Source organism: Paraburkholderia sp., assembly GCF_028283785.1.
Classification (GTDB): domain Bacteria; phylum Pseudomonadota; class Gammaproteobacteria; order Burkholderiales; family Burkholderiaceae; genus Paraburkholderia.
Genome location: NZ_JAPWKB010000001.1, coordinates 26,114 through 52,046, shown reverse-complemented (window position 1 = coordinate 52,046; position 25,933 = coordinate 26,114). Strand labels below are relative to the sequence as shown.

The window sequence follows — 25,933 nt, the reverse complement described above, 5'->3', positions numbered from 1 at the left end:
AGCCGTGACATCTTGAATGTGGAAGGGATAGCGCGCCGCGTGGCGCGTGGTCCGGCGGGGGAAACATGTCGCTTGCCGTGGTGCGCAGTCGTGCGCCGGCCTCTGGCCGTGCGCCTGAAGTAACCGTCGAGGTTCATCTCGCCAATGGGTTGCCGTCGTTTTCGATCGTCGGTCTGCCCGATCTCGAAGTCCGCGAAAGCCGCGAGCGCGTGCGCGCCGCGCTTCAGAACTGCGGCTTCGATTTCCCGGTGCGCAGAATCACCGTCAATCTCGCACCCGCCGATCTCCCCAAAGAATCCGGACGTTTCGATCTGCCCATCGCGCTCGGCATTCTCGCCGCGAGCGGCCAGATTCCCTCAGAGTCGTTGCTAAATCGCGAGTTCGCCGGTGAATTGTCGCTAACAGGCGCGCTACGGCCCATGCGCGGCGCGTTCGCAATGGCCTGCGGCACTGCGCGCAGCCACGCGTCCGGACGTACTGCGCACAGCCACGACGCGCCGTCGCAACCCGCCGTTCCCCAACTCTATCTACCGCGCGACAGCGCCGAAGAAGCGGCACTCGTGCCGGGCGTCGCCGTCTACGGCGCGGCAGACTTGCCTTCGCTGTGCGCGCATCTCGCCGACGCGCCCGACGCGCGCCTCTCTCCCGTCACCGCGCCCGCACCCGCCGACACCTCGCTCGCGCCGGTGCTCGACATGCGCGACGTGATCGGTCAGCGCGGCGCCCGGCGCGCGCTCGAAGTCGCCGCCGCGGGCGGTCATCATGTGCTGATGGTCGGGCCGCCGGGCGCGGGCAAATCGATGCTGGCTGCGCGCTTGCCGAGTCTGCTGCCGGCCATGTCCGACGACGAAGCGTTGACGTCGGCGGCGTTGCTGTCCGCGAGCATGTCGGGGTTTTCGCCGGCGCAGTGGCGGCAGCGGCCGTTTCGCGCGCCGCACCACTCGTCGAGCGCGGCTGCGCTGGTCGGCGGGCGCAATCCGCCGCAGCCCGGCGAGATCACGCTCGCGCATCTCGGCGTGCTGTTTCTCGACGAACTTCCCGAGTTCGACCGGCACGTGCTGGAAACGCTGCGCGAGCCGCTCGAAGCCGGGCGCATCACGATTTCGCGCGCGGCGATGCAAGCCGACTTTCCCGCCGCCTGCCAGTTGATCGCGGCGATGAACCCCTGCCCGTGCGGTTGGCGCGGCGACCCCGGCGGACGATGCCGCTGCACACCCGACGTCGCCGCGCGCTATCTGCGCAAACTGTCGGGACCGCTGCTCGATCGAATCGATATTCAGATAGAGATTCCGGCGCTGACATCGGCCGAACTGAGCGCCCGCGCCACCGCTCAAGGCGAGCCTAGCGCGCAGATAGCCGCGCGGGTCAGCGCGGCACGCGAGCGCCAGATAACGCGTCAGCGCAAAACCAATCGCGAACTGGCCGGACGCGAAGTCGACGAGGTCTGTCGCCCCGACGCGGCCGGCGAATTATTGCTGCGAGAAGCCGGCGAGCGGTTCCGCTGGTCAGCGCGCGCTTACTACCGCGTATTGAAGGTCGCGCGGACGATTGCAGATCTCGCCGGCAGCGAATCGCCGAGCGCCGCGCAGATCGGGGAAGCGGTCCAGTACAGGCGGGTCTTTGCGCTGGTCTGACGTAAAAAGTGCCTGTCAAGACTTGACTTATACACAACTCTTAGTAATAGCCATAAAACTGACGAAACGCAGGTACTGTGTGAAGCCCTTCGCGAAAAGTATTGATTTGATTGACATTTTTTGTTCTGCGTCGGCATACAAAACCCAGCTCGACGCCTTCCGGACGGGCTTGCGGCCGTCCAGCCGGGAGGTTGTACACAAAGTTATCCACAGGCGCTGTGGGTAACGGTAAAAGCTGCGTGAAATCCGTTAGCTAGCGACGCAACCTGTGAATCCACATTCACTTCAGGTGCCAAACGCTTGGTGGCCGGGCGTTCCGGCAATTCGGTCGGTGACACTTTTTAGGCGCGCGCCCCGCCCTTCAATACAGCTGGAACGAGCCGAAGAACTGATCGATCTGCTCGGGCGGCAACGGCCTCGCTGCGATGATCGCCGCCTGATAGACGTGGCGCCCCCGCGCAACCAGCCGTGCGTAGATGGTTCGCGCTTCCTGTTGCGGACCCGCCTTGCCGCTGACACGCATTTCGACGCCCGGCACCTTGCCGCCCGCCGCGAGCGGAATCTGCACATCACTGGCGGCAGCCGGAACGCCGACGTTGCGCGCGAGGCCCGCTTTCAGGAAATCGAGCGCGGCGCGTTGCGCCTGGGGATCGTCGGTGGGCAGGGTCAGGGTGCCGACCGCGAACACGGCGTCACCGGCTTCGGCGGTCTGCATCGACATCGGCATTGGCGTTCCGTCCACGGAAATCTGCCGGCGATCGTTGCCCGGCTTCGCGGGGAGATCGACCGTATAACCAAGGTCGTTGTTCATGATCGTGCGCCAGTCGTACTTCGGCGAACAGGCGGCCAGCGCCGCACCGAGCACGATCAGCGTAAGTATCGGGAAAAGCCCTTGAAAACAGCGTGAAAGCGGTCGGAAAGCAGGTCTGGACATAGAGAGGCGGAAGCGTCCAGCAATGGACGAAAACGGTCGGAAATCACATTATCCGCTGTGTCGCCGTGCGCTGTAGTGTCACGGGATTGGGGCTACAATACGGCCACTGCACGCCCTTGCCGGGCCCCGCGCAAGCTGGGTTTCATCGCGCAACGCGTGCGTCGCCGCACCGATCAACACGCTTCACGCGACTTTCGAGGTCCGCCCATGAACCCCACGCCCGACACTACCGCTGCCCGCCGCGCCAGTCCGATTCGCTATATCGCGATGGCGGTCGTCGCGGGCGCGATCGCGATTGCCGGTTATTTCGCGTTCGGCAGCCAGCAACATGTGCCCGACGCCACGTTCACGCTGCTGTCGGGTCAGAAAGTCACCACGGCCGATCTCAAGGGCAAGGTCTATCTGGTCAACTTCTGGGCAACCAGCTGCGACACCTGCATGAAGGAAATGCCGCAGATGGTTCAGACGTACAACCGCTTCAAGGGCAAAGGACTGGAGTTCGTCGCGGTCGCGATGAACTACGACGCGCCGATGTACGTGACGAACTATTCGACGACGCGTCAGTTGCCGTTCAAGGTCGCGATGGACGACGGCTCGGCGGCGAAGCAGTTCGGTAATGTCCAACTGACGCCGACCACGTTCCTGGTCGATCGTGACGGCAAGATCCTGAAGCGCTATGTCGGCGAGCCGCAATTCGCGGAACTCGACCAGTTGCTCGAAAAAGCGCTCGGCAAGAACGCCTGATCGCAGCGCGCCGCTCGACGCGCGCAGCTACCAGCTAGAACCTGACATCTCACGCGCCGGCAGCGGTTTCCGCTGCCGGCGCGTTTCGTTTTACGGGCGGCGTTCAGTGGTATTCAACCGCGTGCAGCGGCGTGCAGCGGCATTCGACTCACCGCTCACCGTCGCCCTTCGCCGCCAGCCCGTAACGCTTGATCTTCTCGTACAACGTCGCCTTGCCGAGTTGCAGGCGATCCGCCGCAACCGCCACCGCCCCGCCCGTCTGTTCGAGCGCCTGCGCGATCACCGCGCGTTCGAACTGCTCGACGCGCTCTTTCAGCGACTGTCCGGCGTCGTCGGTGGCGGCGTCGCCGGATGCGGTGCTCGGATCTTCGGCCACGCCCAGCACGAAGCGATCCGCCGCATTGCGCAACTCACGGACGTTGCCCGGCCAGTCACGCTGCATCAGACGCGTGCGCTGCCGGTCGGTGAGGATCGGCGCGGGACGTTGATATCGCACCGCCGCGTCGAGCAGAAAATGCTCGAACAGCGGCACGATATCTTCGCGACGTTCGCCCAGCGGCGGCAACGCAATCGTCACCACGTTCAGCCGGTACAACAGATCGCGCCGGAACGTGCCCGCCGCGACCAGTTCGTTCATGTCGCCCTTCGCGGCCGCCACCACGCGGCAATTCACGCGGATCGGCTGGTTCGAGCCGAGCCGCTCCAGCACACCGTCCTGTAGCACGCGCAGCAACTTGACCTGCAACGCGAGCGGCATGCTTTCGATTTCGTCGAAGAACAGCGTGCCGCCCGATGCATGTTCCAGTTTGCCGATCCGTCGCTTCGCCGCGCCGGTGAACGCGCCCGGCTCGTAGCCGAACATTTCCGACTCGAACATCGGTTCCGGCAGCGCGCCGCAATTGACCGCGATAAACGGCTTGTCCCGACGCGGCGACAGTTCGTGCAGACTGCGCGCAATCAGTTCCTTGCCCGCGCCCGTGTCGCCGTTGATCAGCACCGACGCATCGGTCGGTGCGACGTTCGCGATCAGCCGCCGAACCTGTTCGATCGCCTGACTGCGCCCGATGATCCGCGTCGCGCCCGACTGCTTCTCGGCCAGTTCGCGACGCAGCGCGAGGTTTTCCAGCACGAGATTGCGACGCTCCAGCGCGCGGCGCACGGTCTCGATCAATCGTTCGGACGCGAACGGCTTCTCGACGAAATCGTATGCGCCGTCGCGCATCGCCTGAACCGCCATCGAAATATCGCCGTGGCCGGTGACGAGAATCACCGGCACGTCGGGCGCGCGCTCGCGGCACTGCGCGAGCAGATCGAGACCGCTCGCGCCGGGCAGACGGATATCGCTGACGATCACGCCGGGAAAATCGGCGCTGATGCTGCGCGCCGCCGATTCCACCGACGCATGCCCGACCACGTCGAAGCCCGCCAGTTGCAGGCTCTGCATGCTGGCGCGCCGCACCAGTTCGTCGTCTTCGATATATAAAACCTGCAAGCCGCTATTGGCCATGTCGTCACCAGAAAATCGGATCGCGCGAGTGCGCTTTATTGGCCACCGAGTGTACCGCCGCCGGCCAGCACAGGATCCGCCGCGGCCACGCGCGCGCGACGCAGCGTCAGCACGAACTGCGCGCCGCCGTCGGCGGCATTGCGGGCGATCAGCGTGCCGCCGCAATCGCGCGCAATCGACGATGAAATCGCAAGGCCGAGTCCGAGTCCTTGTCCCATTTCCTTGGTCGTGAAGAACGGCTCGAACAGGCGCGGCAACACGTCGTCGGGAATGCCGGGGCCGTTGTCGTGGACGGCGATCGACACCGTCGATTCCGTCGCTTCGATTTCGATCGCGAGACGCGGCGCATCGACGCCCGAGGTCGCATCGAGCGCATTGCCGATCAGGTTGATCAGCACCTGTTCGAGACGCAGATCGTCGCAGTGCGCAACGAGGTGCGGATGTTCGTCGTTGACATCGAAAGGCTGCGCCGGGTCGGTGCCGTCGTCGGCATGGCGCAGCGTCACCTTGACGCTCACGTCCTGCAAACGCTTCTGCAACAGCGCGAGCGTATTGCGCAATGCACGTGCGAGCGGCGCCCGCGCGCTGCGCGGCCGCGCGCGTCCGACGAACAGCTTCAGCTGGTTCGTGATCTTGCCCATCCGCTCGGTCAACGCGGCAATCGCTTCGAGATTTTCGCGCGCGGAACCGAGATCGCCGCGCGCCAGAAACACCCGCGTGTTGTCGGAAAAGCTGCGCAACGCGGCGAGCGGCTGATTCAATTCATGCGTGATGCCGGCCGCCATCTGACCGAGCGCCGCGAGCTTGCTCGCCTGGATCAGCTCATCGTGCGCGGCCCGCAATTCCTGCTCGGCGCGGGTGCGTTCGGCCACTTCCTTCTGCAATTGTTCGTTCGCTTCGGACAGATCCACGGTCCGTTCGGCGACGCGCTGGTTCAGTTCCGCATACGCCTTTTGCAGCAGCGCGCGGCCGCGAATCATCTCGCGCATCCGCGAGCGGCGCATCCGCCAGTAAAACGCCAGCAGACACAGCGACACATAACCGAAGCCGGTCACGATGGTCGCGTTGCGCGCGTCGCTATTGACGGGGTCGAGCGGCGCGAGCGTGATCAGATGCCAGTCCGGTTCGCCCATGCTGCGCCGCGACGCCAGATAGCGCGGCGCATAGCGTCCGCCGCCGATCCGCACGATCTGCGCATCGCCTTCGAGCGCGCTCTCGACCGTCACCGGCAACGGCGCGATCTGCTGCTGCGCATACTGGCGTGTCTGAAAGATCGAGTCGGCAATCGGACCGGACAAGGGCCGCACGGTGTGGTATTTCCACGCGGGCACCGACGACAGAAAGATCACGCCGTGATCGTCGGTGACGATCAGCGGCTCGGACGCGTCGGCGCCCTGAAACCATTCGAGATTGAGTTTGACGACCGCCACGCCGACGATCTTGCCGTCACGGCGCACCGGTTGCGAGATGTAGTAGCCGGGATCGTGCGAGATCGTGCCGATGCCGAAAAAGCGGCCCACGCCGCCTTTGATCGCATCGACGAAATACGGCCGGAACAGATATTCGACGCCGACGAAACTCTCCGCGTCGTGCCAGTTGCTTGCCGCCACGCAGATGCCGTCCGCTTTCACGATATACGTGGCGGTGGCACGGGCATGCAGATTGAGGTCTTCGAGGTAACGGTTCGCGCGCTCGACGTTGAGCGGGTCGGGGGCGACCAGCACGTCTTGCACGAACGGATGTTCGGCCAGCAGATAAGGCAGGGATTCGTAGCGTTCGAGCGTGCTCTTCAGCGCATTCGCGGTGCGATCGACACGTACCGCCGCGTTCTGCCGCAGCGCATCGACACCGCGCTGCCAGGTGATGGTCCACGTGAGACCGCACGCCGCCGCGAGCCCCGCGGCGAGTGCGAAAAAAATCAGCAGACGGCGCGTCACGTTAGCGGACTCCGAGCGGGAGGAGTCGGCTATTGTGGCATATCGCGCGTCTTCGTCTGAACCCACCGAAGACGCGCCCCGCGCCGCCGCTTTCATGACATCAGACGCCGGCCGTTTCCTGCACTGTCGTCTCGCCGCGCAACTCCGCGCGCAGCTTGTCGCGATCCAGTTCCTTTTCCCATGCCGACACCACCACCGTCGCGACGCCGTTACCGACGATGTTCGTCAGCGCGCGGCATTCGCTCATGAAGCGGTCGATACCAAGGATCAGCACCATGCCCGACAGCGGAATGGTCGGCACCACGGCGAGCGTCGCCGCCAGCGTGATGAAGCCTGCGCCCGTCACGCCGCTGGCGCCCTTCGACGTCAGCATCGTTACCGCGAGCAGCGTCAGTTGCTGGGTCCACGTGAGGTCGGTGTTGGTGGCTTGCGCGATGAACAGCACGGCCATCGTCATGTAGATGTTGGTACCGTCGAGGTTGAACGAATAACCGGTCGGCACCACCAGACCCACCACCGAGCGCGAGCAGCCGAGCTTTTCGAGCTTCAGCATCAGTTGCGGCAGCGCCGCTTCCGACGAGCTCGTGCCCAGCACGATCAGCATTTCTTCCTTGATGTACGCAACGAAGCGCAGGATGTTGAAGCCCACCGCGCGCGCGATGATCCCCAGCACCACGACCACGAACACGATCGAGGTCAGATAGAACGTGCCGATCAGCTTGAGCATCGGCAGCAGCGAGCCGATGCCGTATTTGCCGATGGTGAACGCCATCGCGCCGAACGCGCCGATCGGCGCCAGCTTCGTGATGATCCGCACCACGCCGAACAGCACGCTCGACAAACCGTCGATGAAGTCCGTCACCACCTTGCCGCGCGGTCCGAGCGTCGCGAGCACGCTACCGAACAGCAGCGCGATCAGCAGGATCTGCAGGATTTCGCCCTGCGCGAAGGCCGACGACAACGTGTCCGGAATGATGTGCATCAGGAAATCGACCGTGGTCTGGCCGTGCGCCTTCGCGGCGTACGACGCGACCGCCTTGCCGTCGAGCGTCGCCGGATCGACGTTGAAGCCGACACCCGGACGCAGCAGGTGGGTCGCCGCGAGGCCCAGCACCAGCGCGAACGACGACACGATTTCGAAGTACAGCAGCGCCTTGCCGCCGACCCGCCCGACCTTCTTCATGTCTTCCATCCCGGCGATGCCGGTCACGACGGTACAGAAGATGATCGGCCCGATCACCATCTTGATCAGCTTGATGAACGCGTCGCCGAGCGGCTTCATGTCGACCGCGAGCGCCGGCGAATAGTGGCCGAGAATAATGCCGATGATGATCGCGACGATCACCTGCACATACAGCACTTTATGGATAGGTTTCTTCACAATGGTTCCTGCTATGTAGTGTGGCTGCGGCTTCATGCGCGGCGCAGCGTCGAACGGGTATGAGGGTTCGTTTGTGCGCGGCGCGAGGCCGTGACAAGACGACGAATTCAGACGGTCCGGGAAGGGAAATCAGGCATCGTGTCTCCTTGCTTTAGTTGTTTGGGCCATTGCGGCCGCGCTTTTTACTTTGCAAGGTCGATGCCAATCTCGAATATCGGCTAGGCCACTGATTTATAGACTTTTTTTAACTATCAGGTGGCGTGCCGATCTGGTTTTCCGGAAATCCGGACAAAAGCTGTCGCGGTTTCCGGAAATCTGGGATCAGGGTATCTACTTAGACCGATGGGTCGGCGCGTTTCAGGCCGTGCCTTCTTCCAGCACGAGCAGGTTGTCGTGCGAGAAACCCAGCGCAACCGGCTGGCCGCGTTCGGGCAGCGCGCGATTCGGGTCGTTGAACACATCCAGTGAAATCACGGCGTCTTTCACCCGCGTGCGGATGCGCACCACCGCGCCGAGAAAGCTCACTTCCTCGACGGTCGCGCGCAGCGTGTTGCGCCCCGCCGCCGCCGGTTCCAGCACGATCGCTTCGGGACGCAGCGCGAGCAGGCGCTGCTTGCCCGCGTCGCCGGCCGGCAGCGCGTGCGACGTGACCAGTTCCTGGCCGTCCACCGCCATGCGTCCGCTGGCCGGATCGACGACCTGACCGTTGAGGATATTCAGCGTGCCGACGAACGACGCGACAAAGCGCGTGCGCGGATAGTTATAGATTTCCGACGGCGACCCGACCTGCTCGACGCGGCCTTCGTTCATCACGACGATCCGGTCGGAAATCGACAGCGCTTCTTCCTGATCGTGCGTGACGAAGACTGACGTGATGCCGAGTTCGCGTTGCAGCGCGCGAATGTCCTGCCGCAACGAAATGCGGATTTTCGCGTCGAGCGCCGACAGCGGTTCGTCGAGCAGCAACACTTGCGGCTTGCCCGCCAGCGCCCGCGCGAGCGCGACGCGCTGCTGCTGGCCGCCCGACAGTTGCCACGGATACCGCTCCGCGACGTGCGGCAGCTTGATCAGTTGCAGCATCTCTTCGACACGCGTCCGGATTTCCGCGGCCGGACGGTTCGCGACGCGCAAGCCGAAACCGATGTTGTCCGCGACCGTCATGTTCGGAAACAGTGCGTACGACTGAAACACCATGCCCACTTTGCGTTGCCGCGTGCGCACGTGCGTGACGTTCTTGCCGTCGAGCCGGATCACGCCGCGCGTCGGCGTTTCGAAACCGGCGATCATCCGCAGCACCGTGGTCTTGCCGCAGCCGGACGGTCCGAGAAACGTGACGAATTCCCCGCGCTCGATCTGCATGTCGAAGTGATGCAGCGCCGTGTTCGCACCGAACGACTTGTGCAGATTTTCGATTTCCAGAAATGCCATGATTCGATGCCTTCGATCAGCAGAAAGTGGGAGCGTTTGAAAACCCGGCGGCGAAACCGGAAGGCGACGTCGCGTGGTCGATCAGCGGGTCAGCGGGTTTGGGACCGCGCCGCGCCGCGCGCCGAACCGAACACCTGAATCAGGCCCATCGACGCCCACGTGACGACGAACGCGATGATCGCCAGCGCCGACGGCTCGTACGCACGGTTCGCGCCGATCAGTTGCAGATACGGCCCGAACGCCGGCCGGTCGAGCAGACTCGCGAGCGTGAACTCACCGATCACCACGGCAAAGGTCAGAAACGCGCCCGACAGAATGCCCGAGCGGATATTCGGGAAAATCACCTTGAACAGAATGGTCGGCCAGCTCGCGCCGAGACATTCGGCGGCTTCGGTCAGCGAACGGATATCGACCGCGCGCAACCCGGCATCGACGGAGCGATACATATACGGCAGCGACAACACCACGTAGCCGCACACCAGCAGGAAATCGGTGGCGCGTTCGTTGCCGGTCAGCGGCAGGATCGAGCTGCTGTTATAGATGCGCAGATAGCCGAACACGATCACGATCGCCGGAATCACCAGCGGCAGCAGCGTGATGAACTCCACCAGCGGCCGCAGTTTCGGCAGACGCAGTTGCACCCAATACGCGGTCGGCACGACCAGCAGAATGCCGACGACGATCGTCAACAGCGCCATCAGGATCGAATAGCCGAACGACGCCTGGAAGTTCGGATCGCCGAGCACGACCTTGTACGCGTCGAAGCTGTAGACGCCGCGCCGCATGCGCAGACTGAACTCGAAGGTCGCCGCGAGCGGAATCAAGAAATACAGCGAACCGACGATCACCGCCGTCCACGCGCCGACGCGCGACTGACTCTGCGCGGCGTTCGGCGCGGCCGACGTGGCCGCGTTGACCGCTTCAAGTGGCGCGCTCATCGACGCCCCCGTTCGGCGCGTGCGCGCAGCCAGATATAACCGCCATTCGAAATCCCCGTGACCAGAATCATCCCGAGCGCGAGTGCATAGCCGAGGTTCGGGTTATGCAGCACGTCGCCGCGGATTTGCGCGTACAGCAGGATCGTCACGATATTCAGCGAACTGCCGGTCAGCGCATAGGCGGTCGCGACCGCGCCGAACGAGTTGGCGAACAGCAGCAGCGTCGCGCCGAGCACGCTGGGCCACAACACCGGCAACGCAACGTATCGCCAGTACTGAAACGCGGTGCCGCCGAGGCAATCGCAGGCTTCGCGCCACTCGCGCTTCAGACCGTCGAGCGCGGGCGTGATGATCAGCACCATCAATGGAATCTGAAAGTACAGATAGGTAATCGTCAAGCCCGCGAAGCTGAGAATGCTGAAGCCGGTCGAATACAGATTGAGGCCGGTGTACTTTTTCAGCAGCACCGTGACGAGGCCGACGCGCCCGAGCGTGCAGATGAACGCGAACGCGAGCGGCACGCCCGCGAAGTTCGACGCGACGCCGGAAAACGTCATCAGCGTCGGACGGATCCAGCCGGGCAGCTTGCCTTGCACGGCCGCCCACGCGAGCAGCGAACCGAGCACCGCGCCGCCCAGCGCCGATGCCGCGCTGACCTTGAAACTGATCCAGTACGCTTCGAGCACGCTGGGCTGAAGCAGCTGGACGAAGTTATCGAGCGTGAAGTGACCTTGGGCATCCTGGAACGCACCGACGATCAGAAACAGCGTCGGCAAGATCAGGAACAGCAGCGCAAAGAGAAAGAACGGCAGCACGCCGATCCAGGTCAGCCATTGCGACGCAGCGCGCGGCGGCGCTGACGGTGGCGCTGACAGTACCGGTTGCGCCGATCCGGCATCCGTTGAAGCATTCATCCTTCACCCTCACGGCAAACGCGCGCCCGCAGGCGCGCTATGCATCGACAGCCCGTTGCTCGCGGGTCGAACGGCGCGCCGGAGCGCGCCGTCCCCGCTTACTTGACGTTTGCGCCCACCGACGCGTCCCACTGCTTCGTGACCGTGTCCTTGGTCGCATCCTGCTTTTCAAGCGACGGGAACACGACGTTCTTGTACGCGGCCGGCGGCGGCAGCTTGTCGAGGACAGCTTTCGGCACCTTCTTTTGCGCGACCAGGTCGTTGAAGCGCACCGGATGGCAATACCCTTCGAGCCAGCCGATCTGCCCTTCGTCCGAATACAGGAATTCGAGCCACAGTTTCGCGGCGTTCGGATGCGGCGCGTAAGCGCTGATGGCCTGCGTGTAGACACCGGCGACCGCGCCGGTCTTCGGCACGACGACCTGCACCTTCGGATTGCCCTTCAGCGTGTCGCGATCGGCAAGCGCGTTGTAGTCCCAACGCACGATGATCGGCGTCGTGCCTTGCGCGAGCGACGCCGCCTTGCCGATCACCGGCACGAAGTTGCCCGCCTTGTTCAGATCGGCGAAGAATTTCAGGCCCGCTGCGTCGGCCTTCGACTGATCGCCTTTGGCCTGCGAAAGTCCAGCGGCGAACACCGCCTGAATCGCCTGATTGGCGGCTCGCGGATCACCCGCCAGCGACACCGAATTCTTGTAGTCCGATTTCATCAGATCGGGCCAGTCGGTCGGCACCTTGTCGATCATGTCGGTGTTCACTTCGAATGCGAGCACACCGTAGTAGTCGCCGGTCCAGTAGCCTTCGGCATCTTTCTGCGAATCGGGAATCGTCTTCCAGGTCGACACCTTGTACGGCTGCAACAGACCTTGCGCTTTCGCGGCCGGTCCAAACGACAGACCGACGTCGATCACGTCAGGCGCTTGCGGACCCTTGTTGCCCTTGTTCGCCTTGATTGCTTCGATTTCGTCGCCGGAACCCGCATCCGGATTGAGTTCGTTGACCTTGATGCCGTATTTCTTCGTGAACGCGGGAATCAGCTGGCCGTAGTTACACCAGTCGTGCGGCAGCGCGATCACGGTGAGCTGGCCTTCCTGCTTCGCTGCGGCAACCAGTGCGTCGGGCGCCGCTGCGGAAGCGCTGCTCACGCCTCCCGCCGCCACGCCCACGACGGCCGACATCGACACGACACGACTTAACCAGGTGCGGTTCATGGTATTCCCCATCCTCTGCCGAAAATTGCTACGTTAGGAAAACTGCTTATTCGTTCGCGCGCAGGCGCGTGGCGCGCTGCGGCGTGTTTTCTATGCGGTATTCGTGGCGAGCAAGGCCGTGCGGCGGCGCGTGCGTGTGTCGAAGCCTGACACGTGATGCGGGTGACGCGTAATTCGGTGAAGCGATTCGGTGAAGCGCGTTAGAGCAGGTCGGCGGTCAGCAGGTCGAGGCGGTCGGTGCAGATCAGATCGACGCCCCATTGCGCGAGCAACCGCGCGCGTGCCGGATCGTTGACGGTGTACGCGAGCGTGCGCAAACCCGCCGCGCGAATCTGCGCGACCAGCGGCTCGGTGAATTCGGTGTGATCGGCATGCAGCGCGACGCAATCGAGTTCGCGGACGATCGCCAGCCAGTCGGCGGGAATGGTTTCGAACAGCATGCCGCGCGGCAACGACGGCGCGGCGTCGCGCGCGGCGGCCAGCGCGTCGAATGAAAACGACGACAGCAACGGCGTCGCCGAACGCCACAACTTCAGCGCAGCGCGCGCGACCCGCTCGCCGGTTTCCACGTCACGCCCCGGACACGGCTTGATTTCGATGTTCGCGAAGATGCCGTCGCGCTCGCATCGTTCGGCGGCCTGTTCCAGTGTCGGCAGACGCGTGCCGTCGAATTGCGCGCCGAACCACGAACCGGCGTCGAGCGCGGCGAGCGCGTCCCACGGCTGGACCTTCGCAGGGCCGTGGCCATTGGTGGTGCGGTCGAGATCGTCGTCGTGCAGCAGATAGACGCGGTTGTCGGCGGACAGCTTCGCGTCGAACTCCACCATCGAATAACCGTGCCGCACGCATGCGTCGAAACCCGCCAGCGTGTTCTCGGGCGCGAGCTTGCCGCCGCAGCGATGCGCGACGAGGCGCGGATACGGCCACGCCGGCATCACGCCGTGTGCGTCGCGATCGCGGTTACGTGCGTCGAGGTTCATTGCGGTTGTCCTGGCGGCGAGTGTTCGAAGGAAAGTAAATCCGCTTCGACGAGCGCCGTGCGGTCGTCCGGGCGCGTCGAAAGCCGTGTTCGGATTCCGCAGCTTTCTATTCCATTTCGAACATTCGATGTTCGTATCGGTTACGAGCGAAGGCTAAATTCAAATACCCAAATTTGCAAGCTGCCAAATAAATACAACGCGCGACGGGTAAAGTATCGTCGTCTGACACGTTGTGGACATCAATCTGTGTCATGGATGAAATACACAAAAATGCGCAAAAAAGCGCAGTCCGCACGCCATCCTGACAACCCTATTCATCGAGGAACACCGCATGTGGCAGGAAGACCGTCACCAGAGAATTCGCGCGTTGCTGTCGACGCTGCATCGTGTGTCGACCGAGCGGATCATGGCGGATCTCGGCGTGTCGCGCGAAACGGTCCGGCGCGATCTGCTCGATCTCGAAGCGCTCGGTGAATTGCGACGGGTCCACGGCGGCGCAATCCGCGCAGCCGACGAAGCGCCGATCGCGGAGCGCGCGCATATGCGCGTCAAATCGAAGACGGCGATCGTCAAGGCGGCGGTCGGCGTGATCGCCAGCGGGCAAACCCTGTTTATCGATGCGGGCACGACGACCGCGTTGCTCGCCGAGCAACTGGCGAAGCTCGCGAATCTGACGGTCATCACCAACTCCATCGACGTTGCGCTGAAAATGCGTCGCGCCGTCGCGCAAACCGAAGCGGGCAACGAAGTGATCCTGCTTGGCGGCACGCTGAGCGACCGGGTGTTGGCTACCGCCGGCGGCACGACGGTTCTGGAGATTCAGCGATACCGCGCGGACGTGGCGTTGCTGTCGCCCGTCGGGGTGGATGGTCAGCATGGCGCGACCAATTACGACCGCGCGGAAACGGAAGTGGCGCGCGCGATGGTCGCGAACGCGGATTCGGTCGTGATCCTCGCCGACTACAGCAAGGTCGGACAGCGCAGCCGCATGGCGTACTGCGCGCCGGACAAGATCGATATGCTGATAACCAATCGCAAGGCGACGGAAATCGCGGGCTTCGCCACGCTGAAAAAGAAGCTCGGCAAAGTGATGCTGGCCTGAGCGCGGCGATCGGCGCCAACCTCAACGCCGCGCTTATTCCTTCACATGCATCGTATCGAGCGTGCGTTTGCGCAACCGGGTTTCATGCAACGCGCCCGCCGCATCGAGCACCGGATACGCGGTCGAGCAGAACAGCGAATTGAGCCGCTTCATATCGCTGATCACATCGAGATGCAATGCGCTGGTTTCGACGCTGCGCAGCGTTTGTCCCGACAGCCGGTCCAGATGCGCATACGAATACGCGCGCTCCAGATCGCGAAACCGCTCTTTCTCCGCGAGCAGACGCTCCGCGCAACGCAGGTCGTTGTTCAGGAACACGGACAGGCCGAGCTGCAGGTTGCCGACCAGACGCGCATGCAAGTCGTCGAGTTCGCCGAGGCCTTCTTCCGAGAACGACAGCCGGTGCGCAATCTTCTTTTCTTCGATATTCCCGACGATCCGCTCGATGATGTCGCCCGCGTGTTCGAGGTTGATCGTCAGCGAAATGATGTCGGTCCAGCGACGGCTATCCGCCTCGTCGAGCTGCTCACGCGAAATGCGCGCGAGATACGTCTTCACCGCTGCATACAGCTCGTCGACATCGTCGTCCATGCGGATCGTTTCGCGCGCTTTCGTCAGGTCGTTGCGGTGAATCAGTTCGGCGACGTTGTCGAGCATCGTGCGGATGATGTCGCCGATCCGCAGCACTTCGCGCGCGCCGTTCGCGAGCGCGAGCGTGGGTGTCGATAGCGCGGCGGGGTCGAGATGGCGCGGCCGGAGTTCGGTGTCCGGCATGACACGATCCGGCATCCAGCGCGTGCAGAAACGCGCGACCGGATCGATCAGCGACAGACACGCGAAGCAGCGCAACAGGTTGTAGATCAGATGGAAAGCGACGGTGGCTTCGCGTGGGTTCGAGATCAGCACCGGCAAGCCGCGCGCGAGCAGCGGCGCAAACGGCAGGATCAGCAACGCGCCGGCCAGCTTGAACGCGAGGCTGCCCGCAGCCAGCCGACGCGCGGCCGCGTTCTGCGCAAGCGAGCCGGTCAGCGCGAGAACGCCGCTGCCGAGATTCGCGCCGATCACGAGACACAGCGCCACCTTCAGCGAGATCACACCCGACGACGCGAGGGTGGCGGTCAGTAGAACGGCGGCGAGGCTCGAATACGAGATCATCGCGAACGCCGCGCCGACCAGTGCGTCGAGCATCGTGTCGCCGGTCAGCGCGCCGAACATCACGCGCACGCCCGCGCCTTGCATCACGGGTTGGACGGCCTCGACGATCAGATGCAGCGCGAGCAGGATCAGTCCGAGCCCGATCAGCGTACGCCCGGCTTGCCCGACGCGAGTCTGCTTGCGCGACAGGAACAGTGGCACGCCGACCAGCAGCAGCAACGGCGACAGCCACGAGAGATCGAGCGTCAGCACACGCGCCATCAACGCCGTACCGACGTCGCCGCCGAGCATGATCGCAAGACCGCTGGTCAGCGGCAATAGACCTTGAGCCGCGAACGACGTGACGATCACCGCAGTTGCGTTGCTGCTCTGAACCAGGCTCGTCACGGCGACGCCCGCTCCGAAGGCACGCCAGCGGCTGCTGGTGCTGCGCGCGAGGGCGCTGCGCAGATCGGCGCCAAGCACGCGCAAGATGCCGGTACGCACGATGTGCGAGCCCCACACGAGCAATGCGACGCTGGAGAGCAGGTTAAGAAGAATCAACATAGGCAGCAACACTTCGTATTCTTTATGTCATCGCGTGCGCCGCGCTGCCCGACTTCGATAGCGCGGCCTTCTTTGCATTAGTGTTGCATATATCTGCGCTGTTGTACTTTTGTGTATTTAAAGTGAGACGTCGCGACGATGGCGCATGCACATACGCCGACGCCAGAAACGACAAAGCCCGCACATGTGCGGGCTTTGTCCGATACGCGAGGTGCTACGCGATGGCTTAGACCACGCCCGCGCCGTGCGCCTGAAGATCCGCGTGATAGCTGGAGCGCACCATCGCGCCGACTGCCGCGTGCGTGAAGCCCATCTTGTACGCTTCTTCTTCGTACATCTTGAACGTGTCCGGATGTACGTACGAGCGAACCGGCAGGTGATGCTCGGACGGTTGCAGGTACTGGCCGATTGTCAGCATGTCGACGTTGTGCTCGCGCATGTCGCGCATCACTTGCAGGATTTCTTCCTCGGTTTCGCCCAGACCGACCATCAGGCCCGACTTGGTGGCGACTTCCGGATGCAGCGCCTTGAAGTCTTTCAGCAGCTTCAGCGAGTGCATGTAGTCCGAACCCGGACGCGCTTCCTTGTACAGACGCGGCACCGTTTCGAGATTGTGGTTCATCACGTCGGGCGGAGCGGCGTTCAGAATGCCGATCGCGCGGTCGAGGCGGCCACGGAAGTCAGGCGTCAGGATTTCGATGCGGGTATCCGGCGACAGCTCGCGCGTCTGACGGATACATTCGACGAAGTGAGCCGCGCCGCCATCGCGCAGATCGTCACGATCGACGCTGGTGATCACCACGTACTTCAACCGCAACGCGGCGATGGTGCGAGCGAGGTTGCCCGGTTCTTCCACATCGAGCGGATCGGGACGGCCGTGACCGACGTCGCAGAACGGGCAGCGGCGCGTGCACTTGTCGCCCATGATCATGAACGTCGCGGTGCCCTTGCCGAAGCATTCGCCGATATTCGGGCAGCTCGCTTCTTCGCAGACGGTGTGCAGATTGTGCTCACGCAAAATCTGCTTGATCTCGTAGAAACGCGAGTTGCCGGTGGCCGCCTTCACGCGGATCCAGTCGGGCTTTTTCAGCTTTTCGATCGGGATGATCTTGATCGGGATACGCGCCGTTTTGGCTTGGGCTTTCTGCTTCGCGGTCGCGTCGTAGGCGGCGCCGGCGGTTGCGGCAGCAGCGGCATTGGCGGCGGGAACCGTATCGGGGGCGGAAGAAGCGGCGAGGTTCGCGGTAACGTCAGTCATTCGTTCGATCCAGTCAGGCGGTGAGCGCACCGGCCTGCGGTTGGGCGACGGCCGCGGGATTGCCGTCGATGTTGGCGGTGAGGCATGCTGCAAAGGTTTGGGCTACGTCGTCCCAGCCGGCGGCGACGCCGAGCGTCGCCATATCGACCGTTTCGAGCCCCGCGTACCCGCACGGGTTGATCGCGAGAAACGGCTGCAAATCCATTTTTACGTTCAGGCTGACGCCGTGATAGCTGCACCCGTTGCGGATTTTCAGCCCCAGGGCGCCGATTTTCGCGCCCGCGTGGAGCGCCGCCTGCGGTGCCGCCGGCTGGACTTCCGACACGTAAATGCCCGGCGCGCCGGCCTTGCGTTCTCCGGCGAGATTATACGCTGCGAGGGTTTCGATCACGGCTTGCTCGATGCGCGTCACGAGCTCGCGGACCATCAGCTTCCGGCGTCGAAGGTCGAGCAGCAGATAGGCGACCACCTGACCCGGCCCGTGATACGTAATCTGGCCGCCCCGGTCTACTTTCACCAGCGGGATGCCGCTGTTCGCCAAGAGCAGATGAGCCGGATCACCGGCCAGTCCGAGCGTAAACACCGGCGGATGCTCCACCAGCCAGATTTCGTCCGGCGTTTCGGACGTGCGGGCATCCGTGAACGCGCGCATCGCGTCGAAACTGGTTTCGTATTGTTCGACCCCGCGATGACGGATCGCGATCGGCACTGGCGTTGCGGGGCACGCGGCCGCGTTTTCAGCGGACAAAGGCGGAGAGACGGAAACCGGGGCAGTACTCATGGTCCTGAGAGTTTACCCAAATATGCGGCGGTTTGCCTCGCTTCGGTTTTTTTGAGTCGGTGGTGCTGAATTTTGTGGTAGCTCGTCCCGCCCGCCGCCGTTATACCGTCCGCCAGCCGTCACCGATATGCACGCCAAGCCGCCGCGCGCCACGCACCAGCCAGTCGAACGCGCGTTGCTCGACCCGCGCCGGGACCGAAAAGGCGAGCCGCGCCGCCGTTCCGCCTTCGGCGCTCAGCCACAGGCGTTCGCCGCGACGCAGCCGCAGCGTATGACCCGGCGCCAGCCAGTAATCTTCGACGTCGTCGCTGCGCGTGACCCACACCGCACTGCCGTGAACGGCGAGCCGGGTGCTGCGCGTGACCCGCATCGGAACGGTTTCGCCAGCACGGATTTCGAACGTGATACTAGAGGAAATTTCTTGCATGATGCCCTCGCCAGGAGTCGTTTGGTGACTACAATCGTAGGTCTGGCAAGGCATTGCGCCAAACGATCAATTTTCACCGCTATGTGAGAAAAACTACGATGGACCTGCGACAGCTTCCCGCGCTCAACGCCATCAAGGCGTTCGAGGCAGCCGCCCGCCACGAGAGCTTTTCGCGCGCGGCCGACGAACTTTTCGTCACGCATGGCGCGGTCAGTCACCAGATTCGCGCGCTCGAAGCGGAACTGGCGGTCACGCTGTTCGCCCGGGACGGCAAGCGGGTCCGGCTGACCGACGCCGGACGCCGCTACGCGTCGCAGGTTCGCGCCGCGCTGATGTCGCTCGCCGACGCCACGCGCGAAATTCGCGCCGGCGACCGCGACCGGCGGCTGGTCGTGTCCATGCTCACGTCGTTCGCCGCGCGCTGGGTGACGCCGCGCGTCGGCCGGTTTATCGAGGCGCATCCGCAATGGGACCTCGAACTGCTGTCCACCAACGTGCTGACCGATTTCGCCCGCGACGACGTGGACGCCGTGATCCGCTTCGGATTCGGCCACTACCCCGGTCTGCACGCGGAATTGCTGCTCGATGAGGTGTTTTTCCCCGCCTGTTCGCCCAATTTTCGCGGCGGCGATCTGCCGAAAACCCCTGCCGATCTCGCCAACGTCACGCTGTTGCGCTCCGACGACGAACTCTGGCGCCCGTGGTTCGACGCGGCCGGTCTGACCACGTGGCCCGAACCCAAACGCGGCGTGCTGTATCAGGATTCGTCGAATCTGCTGCAAGCCGCGCTCGACGGTCAGGGTGTCGCGCTGGTGCGCCGGTCGCTTGCGATGCACGAAGTGGCGGCGGGCCGGTTGGTGCGGCTTTTCGATATCGACGGCCCCAGTCCCTGGCAGTATTACTTCCTGTGCCCGCCGAGGATGATGCAGACCGAGCGGGTCAAGGCGTTCCGGGATTGGGTATTCGATGAGGTCGCGCGCTTCAGGCTGCTGTTCGAGCAGGCTTGCGCGGAAGGTCCGGGCAAATCTCCGGACGCGGCGAACGCGTTGCACGTGCCGCTTTGAAAACCGGGGCGGCGGTGTTCCGCCGCCCCGGCCTGGCCTAACCTGGCCGATTGGGCGTTACATCACCACCTTGACCATCGGATGCCCGGTAAGCGCCCGATAGATATCGTCCAGATGCGCGCGGTTTTGCGCCCGCACCGTCACGGTCAAACCGGTGTAGTTGCCGCCGCTCGACGGACGCGTTTCGATGCGCGCGGCGTCGAATTCGCCGTCGAACTCGCGGATCACCGTCACGATCGACTCCGTGAACTCGGGATGCGACTTGCCCATCACCTTGATCGGAAAGTCACACGGAAAATCAAACAGGTCATCGATTTCTTTAGTCATCTCTTGCTCCTTGCTGCTTACTGCCCAACGTGTTCGCCGCCGACGTGCGCAGGCTCATGCCACGCCACAGGTTTCGACGGCTTTCGCCTGCTGGTACGCGCCGTATAGCGCCGCAAACACCGCGCCCGGCTTGCCGCTGCCGACCGGCGCATGATCGAGCGTCGTGACCGGCAGCACTTCCTTGGTCGCCGAACTGATGATGATTTCGTCGGCGTCGCGCAGTTCGGCTTCGGTGATCTCGCGTGCTTCGAAGCGAATCCCGATCGCTTGCGTCAGTTCCTCGATCAGTCCGTAACGGATGCCTTCGAGAATCCTGTTGCTGCGCGGCGGCGCAAACAACACGCCGTCCTTGACGATCCACACGTTCGACGACGATCCCTCGGTCAACATGCCGTCACGCAGCTGGATCGTTTCCAGTGCGCCGTTTTCCGCCGCATGTTGCGCCATCAGCACGTTGCCCAGCAACGACACCGACTTGATATCGCAGTGCAGCCAGCGTTTGTCTTCCGCCGTCACGCACCGCACGCCGTTTGCGCGTTGCGTGTCGTTCGGCAGGGCCAGCGGCGAAATCATCACGAATACCGTCGGCGCGACCGCGCCCGCCGGGAACGTGTGCGTGCGCTTTGCAACGCCGCGCGTCACCTGAATATAGGCGATCGCGTGCTGACCGGGTGCGAGCGCGCCGCCTTCCTGCGCCTCGTTGGCCGCCAGGACGCGTTCGACCAGTTCGCGCCAGCCGGCGTCGTCGAACGGATTCGCGATGCGAATCTTGTCCAGCGACCGCGCCAGCCGCGCGAAATGCTGCGTCAGACGAAACGGCGCGCGTCCGGCGTCGCCGTCGGCCGGTGCGTACAGCGGCACGACTTCGTAAATGCCGTCACCGAAGATAAAGCCGCGATCCAGCACCGGAATGCGCGCTTCGGACAACGGCACCATCTCGCCGTTCAGATAGACCACCGGATCCGGCGACACATCGACCACTGCGTTTGAAGCTGTCATCGGCGTCGTGCTTACTTCTTCTTGTTGAACATCAGCATCAGCGAATCCCACACGCGACCCACCACGCCCGCCTGCGGCACCGCCTGCAACGCGACGACCGGGAATTGCGCGACCGTCTTGCCGTCCGCGACCAGCTTCACGCTGCCGACCTGCTGACCTTCGGCGATCGGCGCGATCAGCGGGCTGGCCACGTCGACTTGCGGCTTGGCCTTGTCGCCGAGACCCTTCGGCACCGTGATGTACTGATCCGTCTTCACGCCCAGCTTGATCGTGTCTTCCGCGCCCTTGTACACGCGCGGCGTCTGGATCACTTCACCAGCCTTGTACAGACGCATCGTGTCGTATGCGGTGTAGCCGTAGTTCAGCATCTTCATGCTGTCCTGCACGCGGTCGTGTTCCTTGGTCTCGCCCATCATCACCGACACCAGACGGCGCGATGCGTCAGGCACGCCCGGCAGCGAACGCTTCGCGCTGGCGATCAGGCAGTAACCGGCCGCCTGCGTGTGGCCGGTCTTCAGACCGTCGACGGTCGGATCGAGCCACAGCAGACGGTTGCGGTTCGGCTGCTTGATCTTGTTGTACGTGAATTCCTTCACCGAGAAGATGTTGTAGTAATCGGGGAAGTCGCGGATCAGACGCGCCGACAGAATGGCGAGGTCGCCTGCCGTCGTGTAGTGGTTCGGATCGGGCATCCCGTTCACGTCGGCGAAGTGCGTGTGATTCATCGCGAGGCGCTTCGCTTCGGCGTTCATCAGGTTGACGAACTGCGATTCGCTGCCGCCGACCAGTTCGGCCAGTGCGATAGCGGCGTCGTTACCCGACTGGATGATCATCCCGTAGACGAGATCGTGAACCGTGACCGGCTTGTTCGCTTCGATGAACATCCGCGATTCGTCGGTCTTCACGCGACGCACGGCTTCGCTCGGTGTGACGGTCTGATCCATCGAAATCTTTTTGGTCTGCAGCGCCTCGAAAACGAGGTACGCGGTCATCAGCTTGGTCAGCGATGCCGGCTCGACGCGTTCGTCCGGATTGCCGGAGGCGAGCACCTGATTGCTGGTCGCATCGACCAGCACCCACGAGCGCGCATTGACGGCGGGCGGCGGCACCTGCGCGAACGCGGTGCTGGCGACCAGCGTAGCCGGCAGCACGAGGCCGAGCGCGACCGCGCGGCTGATGCTATGGGGAACGAAGGACGACAGCGACGAGGAAGACGAAAAGCCGGAGGAGGAAAAACGCATAGGATCGGTTCGGGCAGAAAGTGGCAGTGCGCGCCGCGCGGGCGCGCAGTTTGGAGGAGCCGGTCGGCGAAAACGGGTCGCCGCATCCAACGGAAAAGCCTGCGCGGCGCCCGTTGGACTTCCGGCCACGCGAAACGGTTCGCGCAGCGCGCTCTATCCCGGCGCCGCGTGTGCGAACCGCCGGAAGGACGGCGCTGCGCCCCAAAAAAGAGCGCTCATTATACGCGCGCTATCTTGCTATTCCGTCCGGCGCGCAAACGATAAATCGGCGTTTTAACGCCATGCATCGACGATGATCCGCTTCAGCACATGCAGCTTGCGATGCAGAAAATGCTCGGCGCCGGGAATCACGACCACCGGCAATTCCTGCGGTCGCGCCCAGTCGTAAACCGATTGAATGGGAACCGTCTCATCGGTTTCGCCGTGGATCACGAGCGTGCTTTCCGGCACCGGCGCGACTTCCCAGCGGCTTGCCGCCGTGCCGACGAACACCATCCGTTCGATCTCCTCGCCGCGTTCGCGCAGCGTCGCCGCGACGTGCGACAACACGAACGTGCCGAACGAAAAGCCCGCGAGCACCAGCGGCAATCCGGCGTAACCGTCCTGCGCACGCATGTGGGCGAGCACGGCGAGCAGATCGTCGCGTTCGGCGATGCCGTTGTCGTGCTCACCTTGCGTTTCGCCGACACCGCGAAAATTCGAACGGAACACCACGTAGTTCAACTGAACCAGCGTGCGCGCGAGCGTCTGCGCGACCTTGTTGTCCATCGTGCCGCCGAACAGCGGATGAGGATGCGCGACCAGCGCGATGCCGCGCGGCGGCGTGCCGGTTTCGCGCGTGTCGTCGGGCAGGTCGAGCGCGACTTCGATCTTGCCGACCGGCCCGTCGATCAGATATTTCTTCGTGTGTACATTCATCTGGCGTTTCGCTGTTTCGCTTCGTTTTCTAAAGCCGTCGATCTCGAACCGCCGATCAACGGTCGATCATAAGGCGCTCGACCACCTTGCCGTTCGCGAGATGCGAATCGACGATCTCGTCGATGTCGGATTCGTCGATGTAGGTGTACCAGACCCCTTCCGGGTAGACCACCAGCACCGGACCTTCCTCGCAACGGTCGAGACAGCCGGCCTTGTTGATCCGCACCTGGCCGGGACCGGCGAGGCCGAGTTTCTTCACGCGCTTCTTCGCGTATTCCTGCATGTCCTGCGCGTTGCAGTTCGCGCAACTCGGACGTTCCGCGCCGGGTTCGCGCTGGTTCAGGCAGAAAAAGACGTGGTGTTTGTAGAAGGAATCCATGATGTCCGGGGAACGAGACTGAAAGGATAAATGCGCGCTGAAAGCAACACGGCGCGCGTGGGGACGGCGTTCGGCCCAAGGCGGAAGCTGTCTTCGATTTTGCGACGATTATAGCGAGCGCGGCATCGCGCCGCCGGTCGTCGCCGCTCGATCTGCCAGCCAGAAACGGGCCCGCCCCTACTGCCGGTTGCGGCCGCTACCTGCGTTCGCGGCGTCGCTTGAGCCACGCGCGTTCCACTGTCAGCGCGATCAGGATCAGCGCCGCGTACGGCCACATCCACGCCAGCCAGCGCGCGAGTCCGTTGAAATGCAGATACCGGCCTTGCCGCCAGTCGGCCAGCACCACGTCGAAATACGGATTCACCGGCAACAGATTGACGCTGACCAGCGCGAGGATCAGCGCGATCGCCGCGCACGTCATGCGCCAGCGCCGCGACAGACGCAGCGAGGCCAGCCCCGCCGCCGTCCCGCATACGAGGCCGATCAGGCCGCCCGGCGTCGCCCAGTCGAACGCAAGCCCGGATTGCGATTGCAGAAAGGTTGCGCCCACCTTGACGCCGAGCGTCACCACGACGAACGCCAGCACCAGACGCACGCGCGGCGCCTGGGCGCGAATCGGCAACGACGCGAGCGCGATCGCGCCGAACAGGTCGAAGGTGGCGATCAGCGCCTCCCACGCGTCGTCGGGCAGCCAGTCGCTGACGAGATCCGGCCAGCTTTCGACATCCCACGCAACCGGCGTCCACGCGAGCAGCGCATCCTGCATGGTGGTGTCGAACCGCAACCACAGCGCGTGCGGCCACGCGCCGACGCCGAACAGACGCGGCGCGGGAAACATCGTCGCGAACGGCCACAACACGGCCAGACACACGAGCGCCGCGCTATCGCGCTCGAACCACAGCATCCGCAAGCGACGCAGCAAGCCGCGATCGAGCAGCGCGCCGGTGGCGGGCGCCATCGCGGCCGCGCCGAACAAGGCGCCCAGCGTGTTCGCGGCGAGATCGAGATTCGATGCGACGCGGGTCGGCAAATAGGTCTGCACCGATTCCATCGCGCCCGACAGCAGACCGCCGAGCACGACCGCAAACAGCACCGCGAGCGTGCCGCGCCAGCGTGGATAGACGGCGAGCACCAGCAGCGCGCCGAACGGCATATAGCCGAGCACGTTGGTGACGACATCGAACGCCGTCAGATATTGCGGAATGGGATCGTTGAGAAACGCGAACGGACCAATGCCGAGCGAGCGCCAGCCGACGAACGGATACCACGAGCCGTAGACGATCAGCGCGGTGTAAAGCGCCAGCGCCTGTCTCGCGAGCGCGGACGGTTGGCGCTGCCACGTCTTGACGTTCATGCGGGGCGTCGGTGCGGGTTGGTGAGACGGAAGATGGGTGACGGCCGGGTGACGCCGCATCGAACGGCGCGCGGCCCGGCCCTGACGGTCATTATTGCGCGGCGACCAGCGCCTGCACGCCGAGCCATGCGCCGATCTGCGCGATCAGGTCGTCGCTGGCGGCGGCGAGCGCCTGCGCGCCGCCCGCCGCGTCCGGCGTCTGCGCGGGCGCGCGCGCGACGAAGGTGCGCTGACCCAGCACCTTGCCGCCCTGGAACAGCGTCGCGCGGGCGGTGACGGCCGCATGGCTTTCGCTGGAACTGTCGAAAACCTGCTCGAACTCGGACAGATCGACCTTCAGCATCGGCGCGGGCACACTGTCCGCGCCGGTCAGCACGGTGCCGCGCGACGACAACGCGGTGCGCAGACGCTGCGTCAGCAATTGCGACGGCGCCATCGTCCAGTGGCTGTTCGCGTACGACGCGGTTTGCTGCGCGTCCGCGTAGCCGAGGCGATAGATCAGCTTGTCGCTATTGAGGACGTCCGGCGCACCGACGTCCACCACCTTGACGGCCGGCATCGTGCCCGCCGACGCCGGCGGATTCGGCGGTCCGAAGTCGTAGCGGATATCGGCGATCGCCGACGGCGTGCCCGCGCAGCCGCCGAGCGCGAGCAGCGCGCCGAACGCCAGCAGCGCCGCGCCGAACGATGCGCCGAACGACGCGAACGGGTTGAAGCGCGCGGATCGGCGTCGGACGAACGTGGAGTGAATCGAATCAGACATGACTATTTCCT

General features: G+C 64.0%; 24 protein-coding genes. 4 read left to right on the top strand and 20 right to left on the bottom strand.

What is annotated here, in order from left to right; all coding sequences use genetic code 11:
- The first annotated feature begins 65 nt into the window (after positions 1 to 65).
- Positions 66 to 1,634, top strand: coding sequence for a YifB family Mg chelatase-like AAA ATPase (locus PW947_RS00255; RefSeq protein WP_299628515.1), 1,569 nt, complete (start codon positions 66 to 68; stop codon positions 1,632 to 1,634).
- 361 nt (positions 1,635 to 1,995) lie between these two features.
- Here PW947_RS00255 and PW947_RS00250 read toward each other — a convergent pair whose 3' ends face one another.
- The gene (locus tag PW947_RS00250; protein WP_299628652.1) at positions 1,996 to 2,514 is read right to left on the bottom strand and encodes a hypothetical protein; all 519 of its coding nucleotides are present in this window, start codon (positions 2,512 to 2,514) and stop codon (positions 1,996 to 1,998) included.
- 261 nt (positions 2,515 to 2,775) lie between these two features.
- On the opposite strand from PW947_RS00250, the gene PW947_RS00245 reads away from it, so the two are divergent.
- Positions 2,776 to 3,312, top strand: coding sequence for a TlpA disulfide reductase family protein (locus PW947_RS00245; protein WP_299628513.1), 537 nt, complete (start codon positions 2,776 to 2,778; stop codon positions 3,310 to 3,312).
- Between the two features lie 148 nt (positions 3,313 to 3,460).
- On the opposite strand, the gene PW947_RS00240 is transcribed toward PW947_RS00245, so the two are convergent.
- From PW947_RS00240 to ugpQ, 8 genes are all read right to left on the bottom strand, one after another.
- Positions 3,461 to 4,819, bottom strand: coding sequence for a sigma-54 dependent transcriptional regulator (locus tag PW947_RS00240; protein WP_299628511.1), 1,359 nt, complete (start codon positions 4,817 to 4,819; stop codon positions 3,461 to 3,463).
- A gap of 35 nt (positions 4,820 to 4,854) precedes the next feature.
- Positions 4,855 to 6,852 carry an ATP-binding protein gene (locus PW947_RS00235; RefSeq protein WP_299628509.1) on the bottom strand — a complete coding sequence of 666 codons (1,998 nt, stop codon included), beginning with the start codon at positions 6,850 to 6,852 and terminating at the stop codon, positions 4,855 to 4,857.
- 4 nt (positions 6,853 to 6,856) lie between these two features.
- Positions 6,857 to 8,137, bottom strand: a complete 1,281-nt coding sequence (locus PW947_RS00230; protein ID WP_299628507.1) for a dicarboxylate/amino acid:cation symporter — start codon at positions 8,135 to 8,137, stop codon at positions 6,857 to 6,859.
- Between the two features lie 357 nt (positions 8,138 to 8,494).
- Positions 8,495 to 9,565 (bottom strand): ABC transporter ATP-binding protein, encoded by a 1,071-nt coding sequence (locus tag PW947_RS00225; protein ID WP_299628505.1) that lies wholly within the window; start codon positions 9,563 to 9,565, stop codon positions 8,495 to 8,497.
- A gap of 89 nt (positions 9,566 to 9,654) precedes the next feature.
- Positions 9,655 to 10,503, bottom strand: a complete 849-nt coding sequence (locus PW947_RS00220; RefSeq protein ID WP_299628503.1) for an ABC transporter permease — start codon at positions 10,501 to 10,503, stop codon at positions 9,655 to 9,657.
- Positions 10,500 to 11,417 carry an ABC transporter permease subunit gene (locus PW947_RS00215; protein WP_299628501.1) on the bottom strand — a complete coding sequence of 306 codons (918 nt, stop codon included), beginning with the start codon at positions 11,415 to 11,417 and terminating at the stop codon, positions 10,500 to 10,502. Before PW947_RS00215 ends, PW947_RS00220 begins: the two co-directional genes overlap by 4 nt.
- Before the next feature lie 98 nt (positions 11,418 to 11,515).
- Positions 11,516 to 12,628, bottom strand: coding sequence for an ABC transporter substrate-binding protein (locus PW947_RS00210; RefSeq protein ID WP_299628499.1), 1,113 nt, complete (start codon positions 12,626 to 12,628; stop codon positions 11,516 to 11,518).
- A 200-nt stretch (positions 12,629 to 12,828) separates the two neighbouring features.
- Positions 12,829 to 13,608, bottom strand: coding sequence for a glycerophosphodiester phosphodiesterase (ugpQ, locus tag PW947_RS00205; protein WP_299628497.1), 780 nt, complete (start codon positions 13,606 to 13,608; stop codon positions 12,829 to 12,831).
- A 331-nt stretch (positions 13,609 to 13,939) separates the two neighbouring features.
- Here ugpQ and PW947_RS00200 point away from each other — a divergent pair, with 331 nt between their 5' ends.
- Positions 13,940 to 14,710, top strand: a complete 771-nt coding sequence (locus tag PW947_RS00200) for a DeoR/GlpR family DNA-binding transcription regulator (RefSeq protein ID WP_299628496.1) — start codon at positions 13,940 to 13,942, stop codon at positions 14,708 to 14,710.
- A gap of 33 nt (positions 14,711 to 14,743) precedes the next feature.
- On the opposite strand, the gene PW947_RS00195 is transcribed toward PW947_RS00200, so the two are convergent.
- The 4 genes from PW947_RS00195 to PW947_RS00180 all read right to left on the bottom strand — a co-directional run bounded on the left by PW947_RS00195 (position 14,744) and on the right by PW947_RS00180 (position 18,877).
- Positions 14,744 to 16,411, bottom strand: a complete 1,668-nt coding sequence (locus PW947_RS00195) for a Na/Pi cotransporter family protein (protein ID WP_299628494.1) — start codon at positions 16,409 to 16,411, stop codon at positions 14,744 to 14,746.
- 226 nt (positions 16,412 to 16,637) lie between these two features.
- Complete coding sequence (gene lipA, locus PW947_RS00190; RefSeq protein WP_299628492.1) at positions 16,638 to 17,669, bottom strand: lipoyl synthase; 1,032 nt, start codon at positions 17,667 to 17,669, stop codon at positions 16,638 to 16,640.
- A gap of 13 nt (positions 17,670 to 17,682) precedes the next feature.
- Entirely contained in the window at positions 17,683 to 18,450 is a 768-nt protein-coding gene (lipB, locus tag PW947_RS00185) for a lipoyl(octanoyl) transferase LipB (protein ID WP_299628490.1), read from the bottom strand.
- A gap of 100 nt (positions 18,451 to 18,550) precedes the next feature.
- Positions 18,551 to 18,877 carry a DUF2917 domain-containing protein gene (locus PW947_RS00180; protein ID WP_299628488.1) on the bottom strand — a complete coding sequence of 109 codons (327 nt, stop codon included), beginning with the start codon at positions 18,875 to 18,877 and terminating at the stop codon, positions 18,551 to 18,553.
- A 98-nt stretch (positions 18,878 to 18,975) separates the two neighbouring features.
- On the opposite strand from PW947_RS00180, the gene PW947_RS00175 reads away from it, so the two are divergent.
- Positions 18,976 to 19,941: a transcriptional regulator GcvA gene (locus PW947_RS00175; RefSeq protein ID WP_299628486.1), complete on the top strand. Its 966-nt coding sequence runs from the start codon at positions 18,976 to 18,978 to the stop codon at positions 19,939 to 19,941.
- 57 nt (positions 19,942 to 19,998) lie between these two features.
- Here the strand turns inward: PW947_RS00175 and PW947_RS00170 are convergent, their stop codons facing one another.
- The 7 genes from PW947_RS00170 to PW947_RS00140 all read right to left on the bottom strand — a co-directional run bounded on the left by PW947_RS00170 (position 19,999) and on the right by PW947_RS00140 (position 25,922).
- A complete protein-coding gene (locus tag PW947_RS00170) occupies positions 19,999 to 20,268 on the bottom strand; it encodes a DUF493 family protein (protein WP_299628484.1) in 270 nt (89 codons plus the stop codon).
- Positions 20,269 to 20,322: 54 nt separating this feature from the next.
- Complete coding sequence (locus PW947_RS00165; protein WP_299628482.1) at positions 20,323 to 21,267, bottom strand: D-amino acid aminotransferase; 945 nt, start codon at positions 21,265 to 21,267, stop codon at positions 20,323 to 20,325.
- A gap of 11 nt (positions 21,268 to 21,278) precedes the next feature.
- Positions 21,279 to 22,508, bottom strand: a complete 1,230-nt coding sequence (locus tag PW947_RS00160; RefSeq protein WP_299628480.1) for a D-alanyl-D-alanine carboxypeptidase family protein — start codon at positions 22,506 to 22,508, stop codon at positions 21,279 to 21,281.
- Between the two features lie 273 nt (positions 22,509 to 22,781).
- A complete protein-coding gene (locus tag PW947_RS00155; RefSeq protein WP_299628478.1) occupies positions 22,782 to 23,426 on the bottom strand; it encodes an alpha/beta hydrolase in 645 nt (214 codons plus the stop codon).
- Between the two features lie 55 nt (positions 23,427 to 23,481).
- Positions 23,482 to 23,805, bottom strand: a complete 324-nt coding sequence (locus tag PW947_RS00150; protein ID WP_299628476.1) for a (2Fe-2S) ferredoxin domain-containing protein — start codon at positions 23,803 to 23,805, stop codon at positions 23,482 to 23,484.
- Between the two features lie 196 nt (positions 23,806 to 24,001).
- Positions 24,002 to 25,159, bottom strand: a complete 1,158-nt coding sequence (locus tag PW947_RS00145) for a VanZ family protein (RefSeq protein WP_299628474.1) — start codon at positions 25,157 to 25,159, stop codon at positions 24,002 to 24,004.
- Between the two features lie 91 nt (positions 25,160 to 25,250).
- Positions 25,251 to 25,922 carry an ABC-type transport auxiliary lipoprotein family protein gene (locus PW947_RS00140; protein ID WP_299628472.1) on the bottom strand — a complete coding sequence of 224 codons (672 nt, stop codon included), beginning with the start codon at positions 25,920 to 25,922 and terminating at the stop codon, positions 25,251 to 25,253.
- Positions 25,923 to 25,933 lie beyond the last annotated feature (11 nt).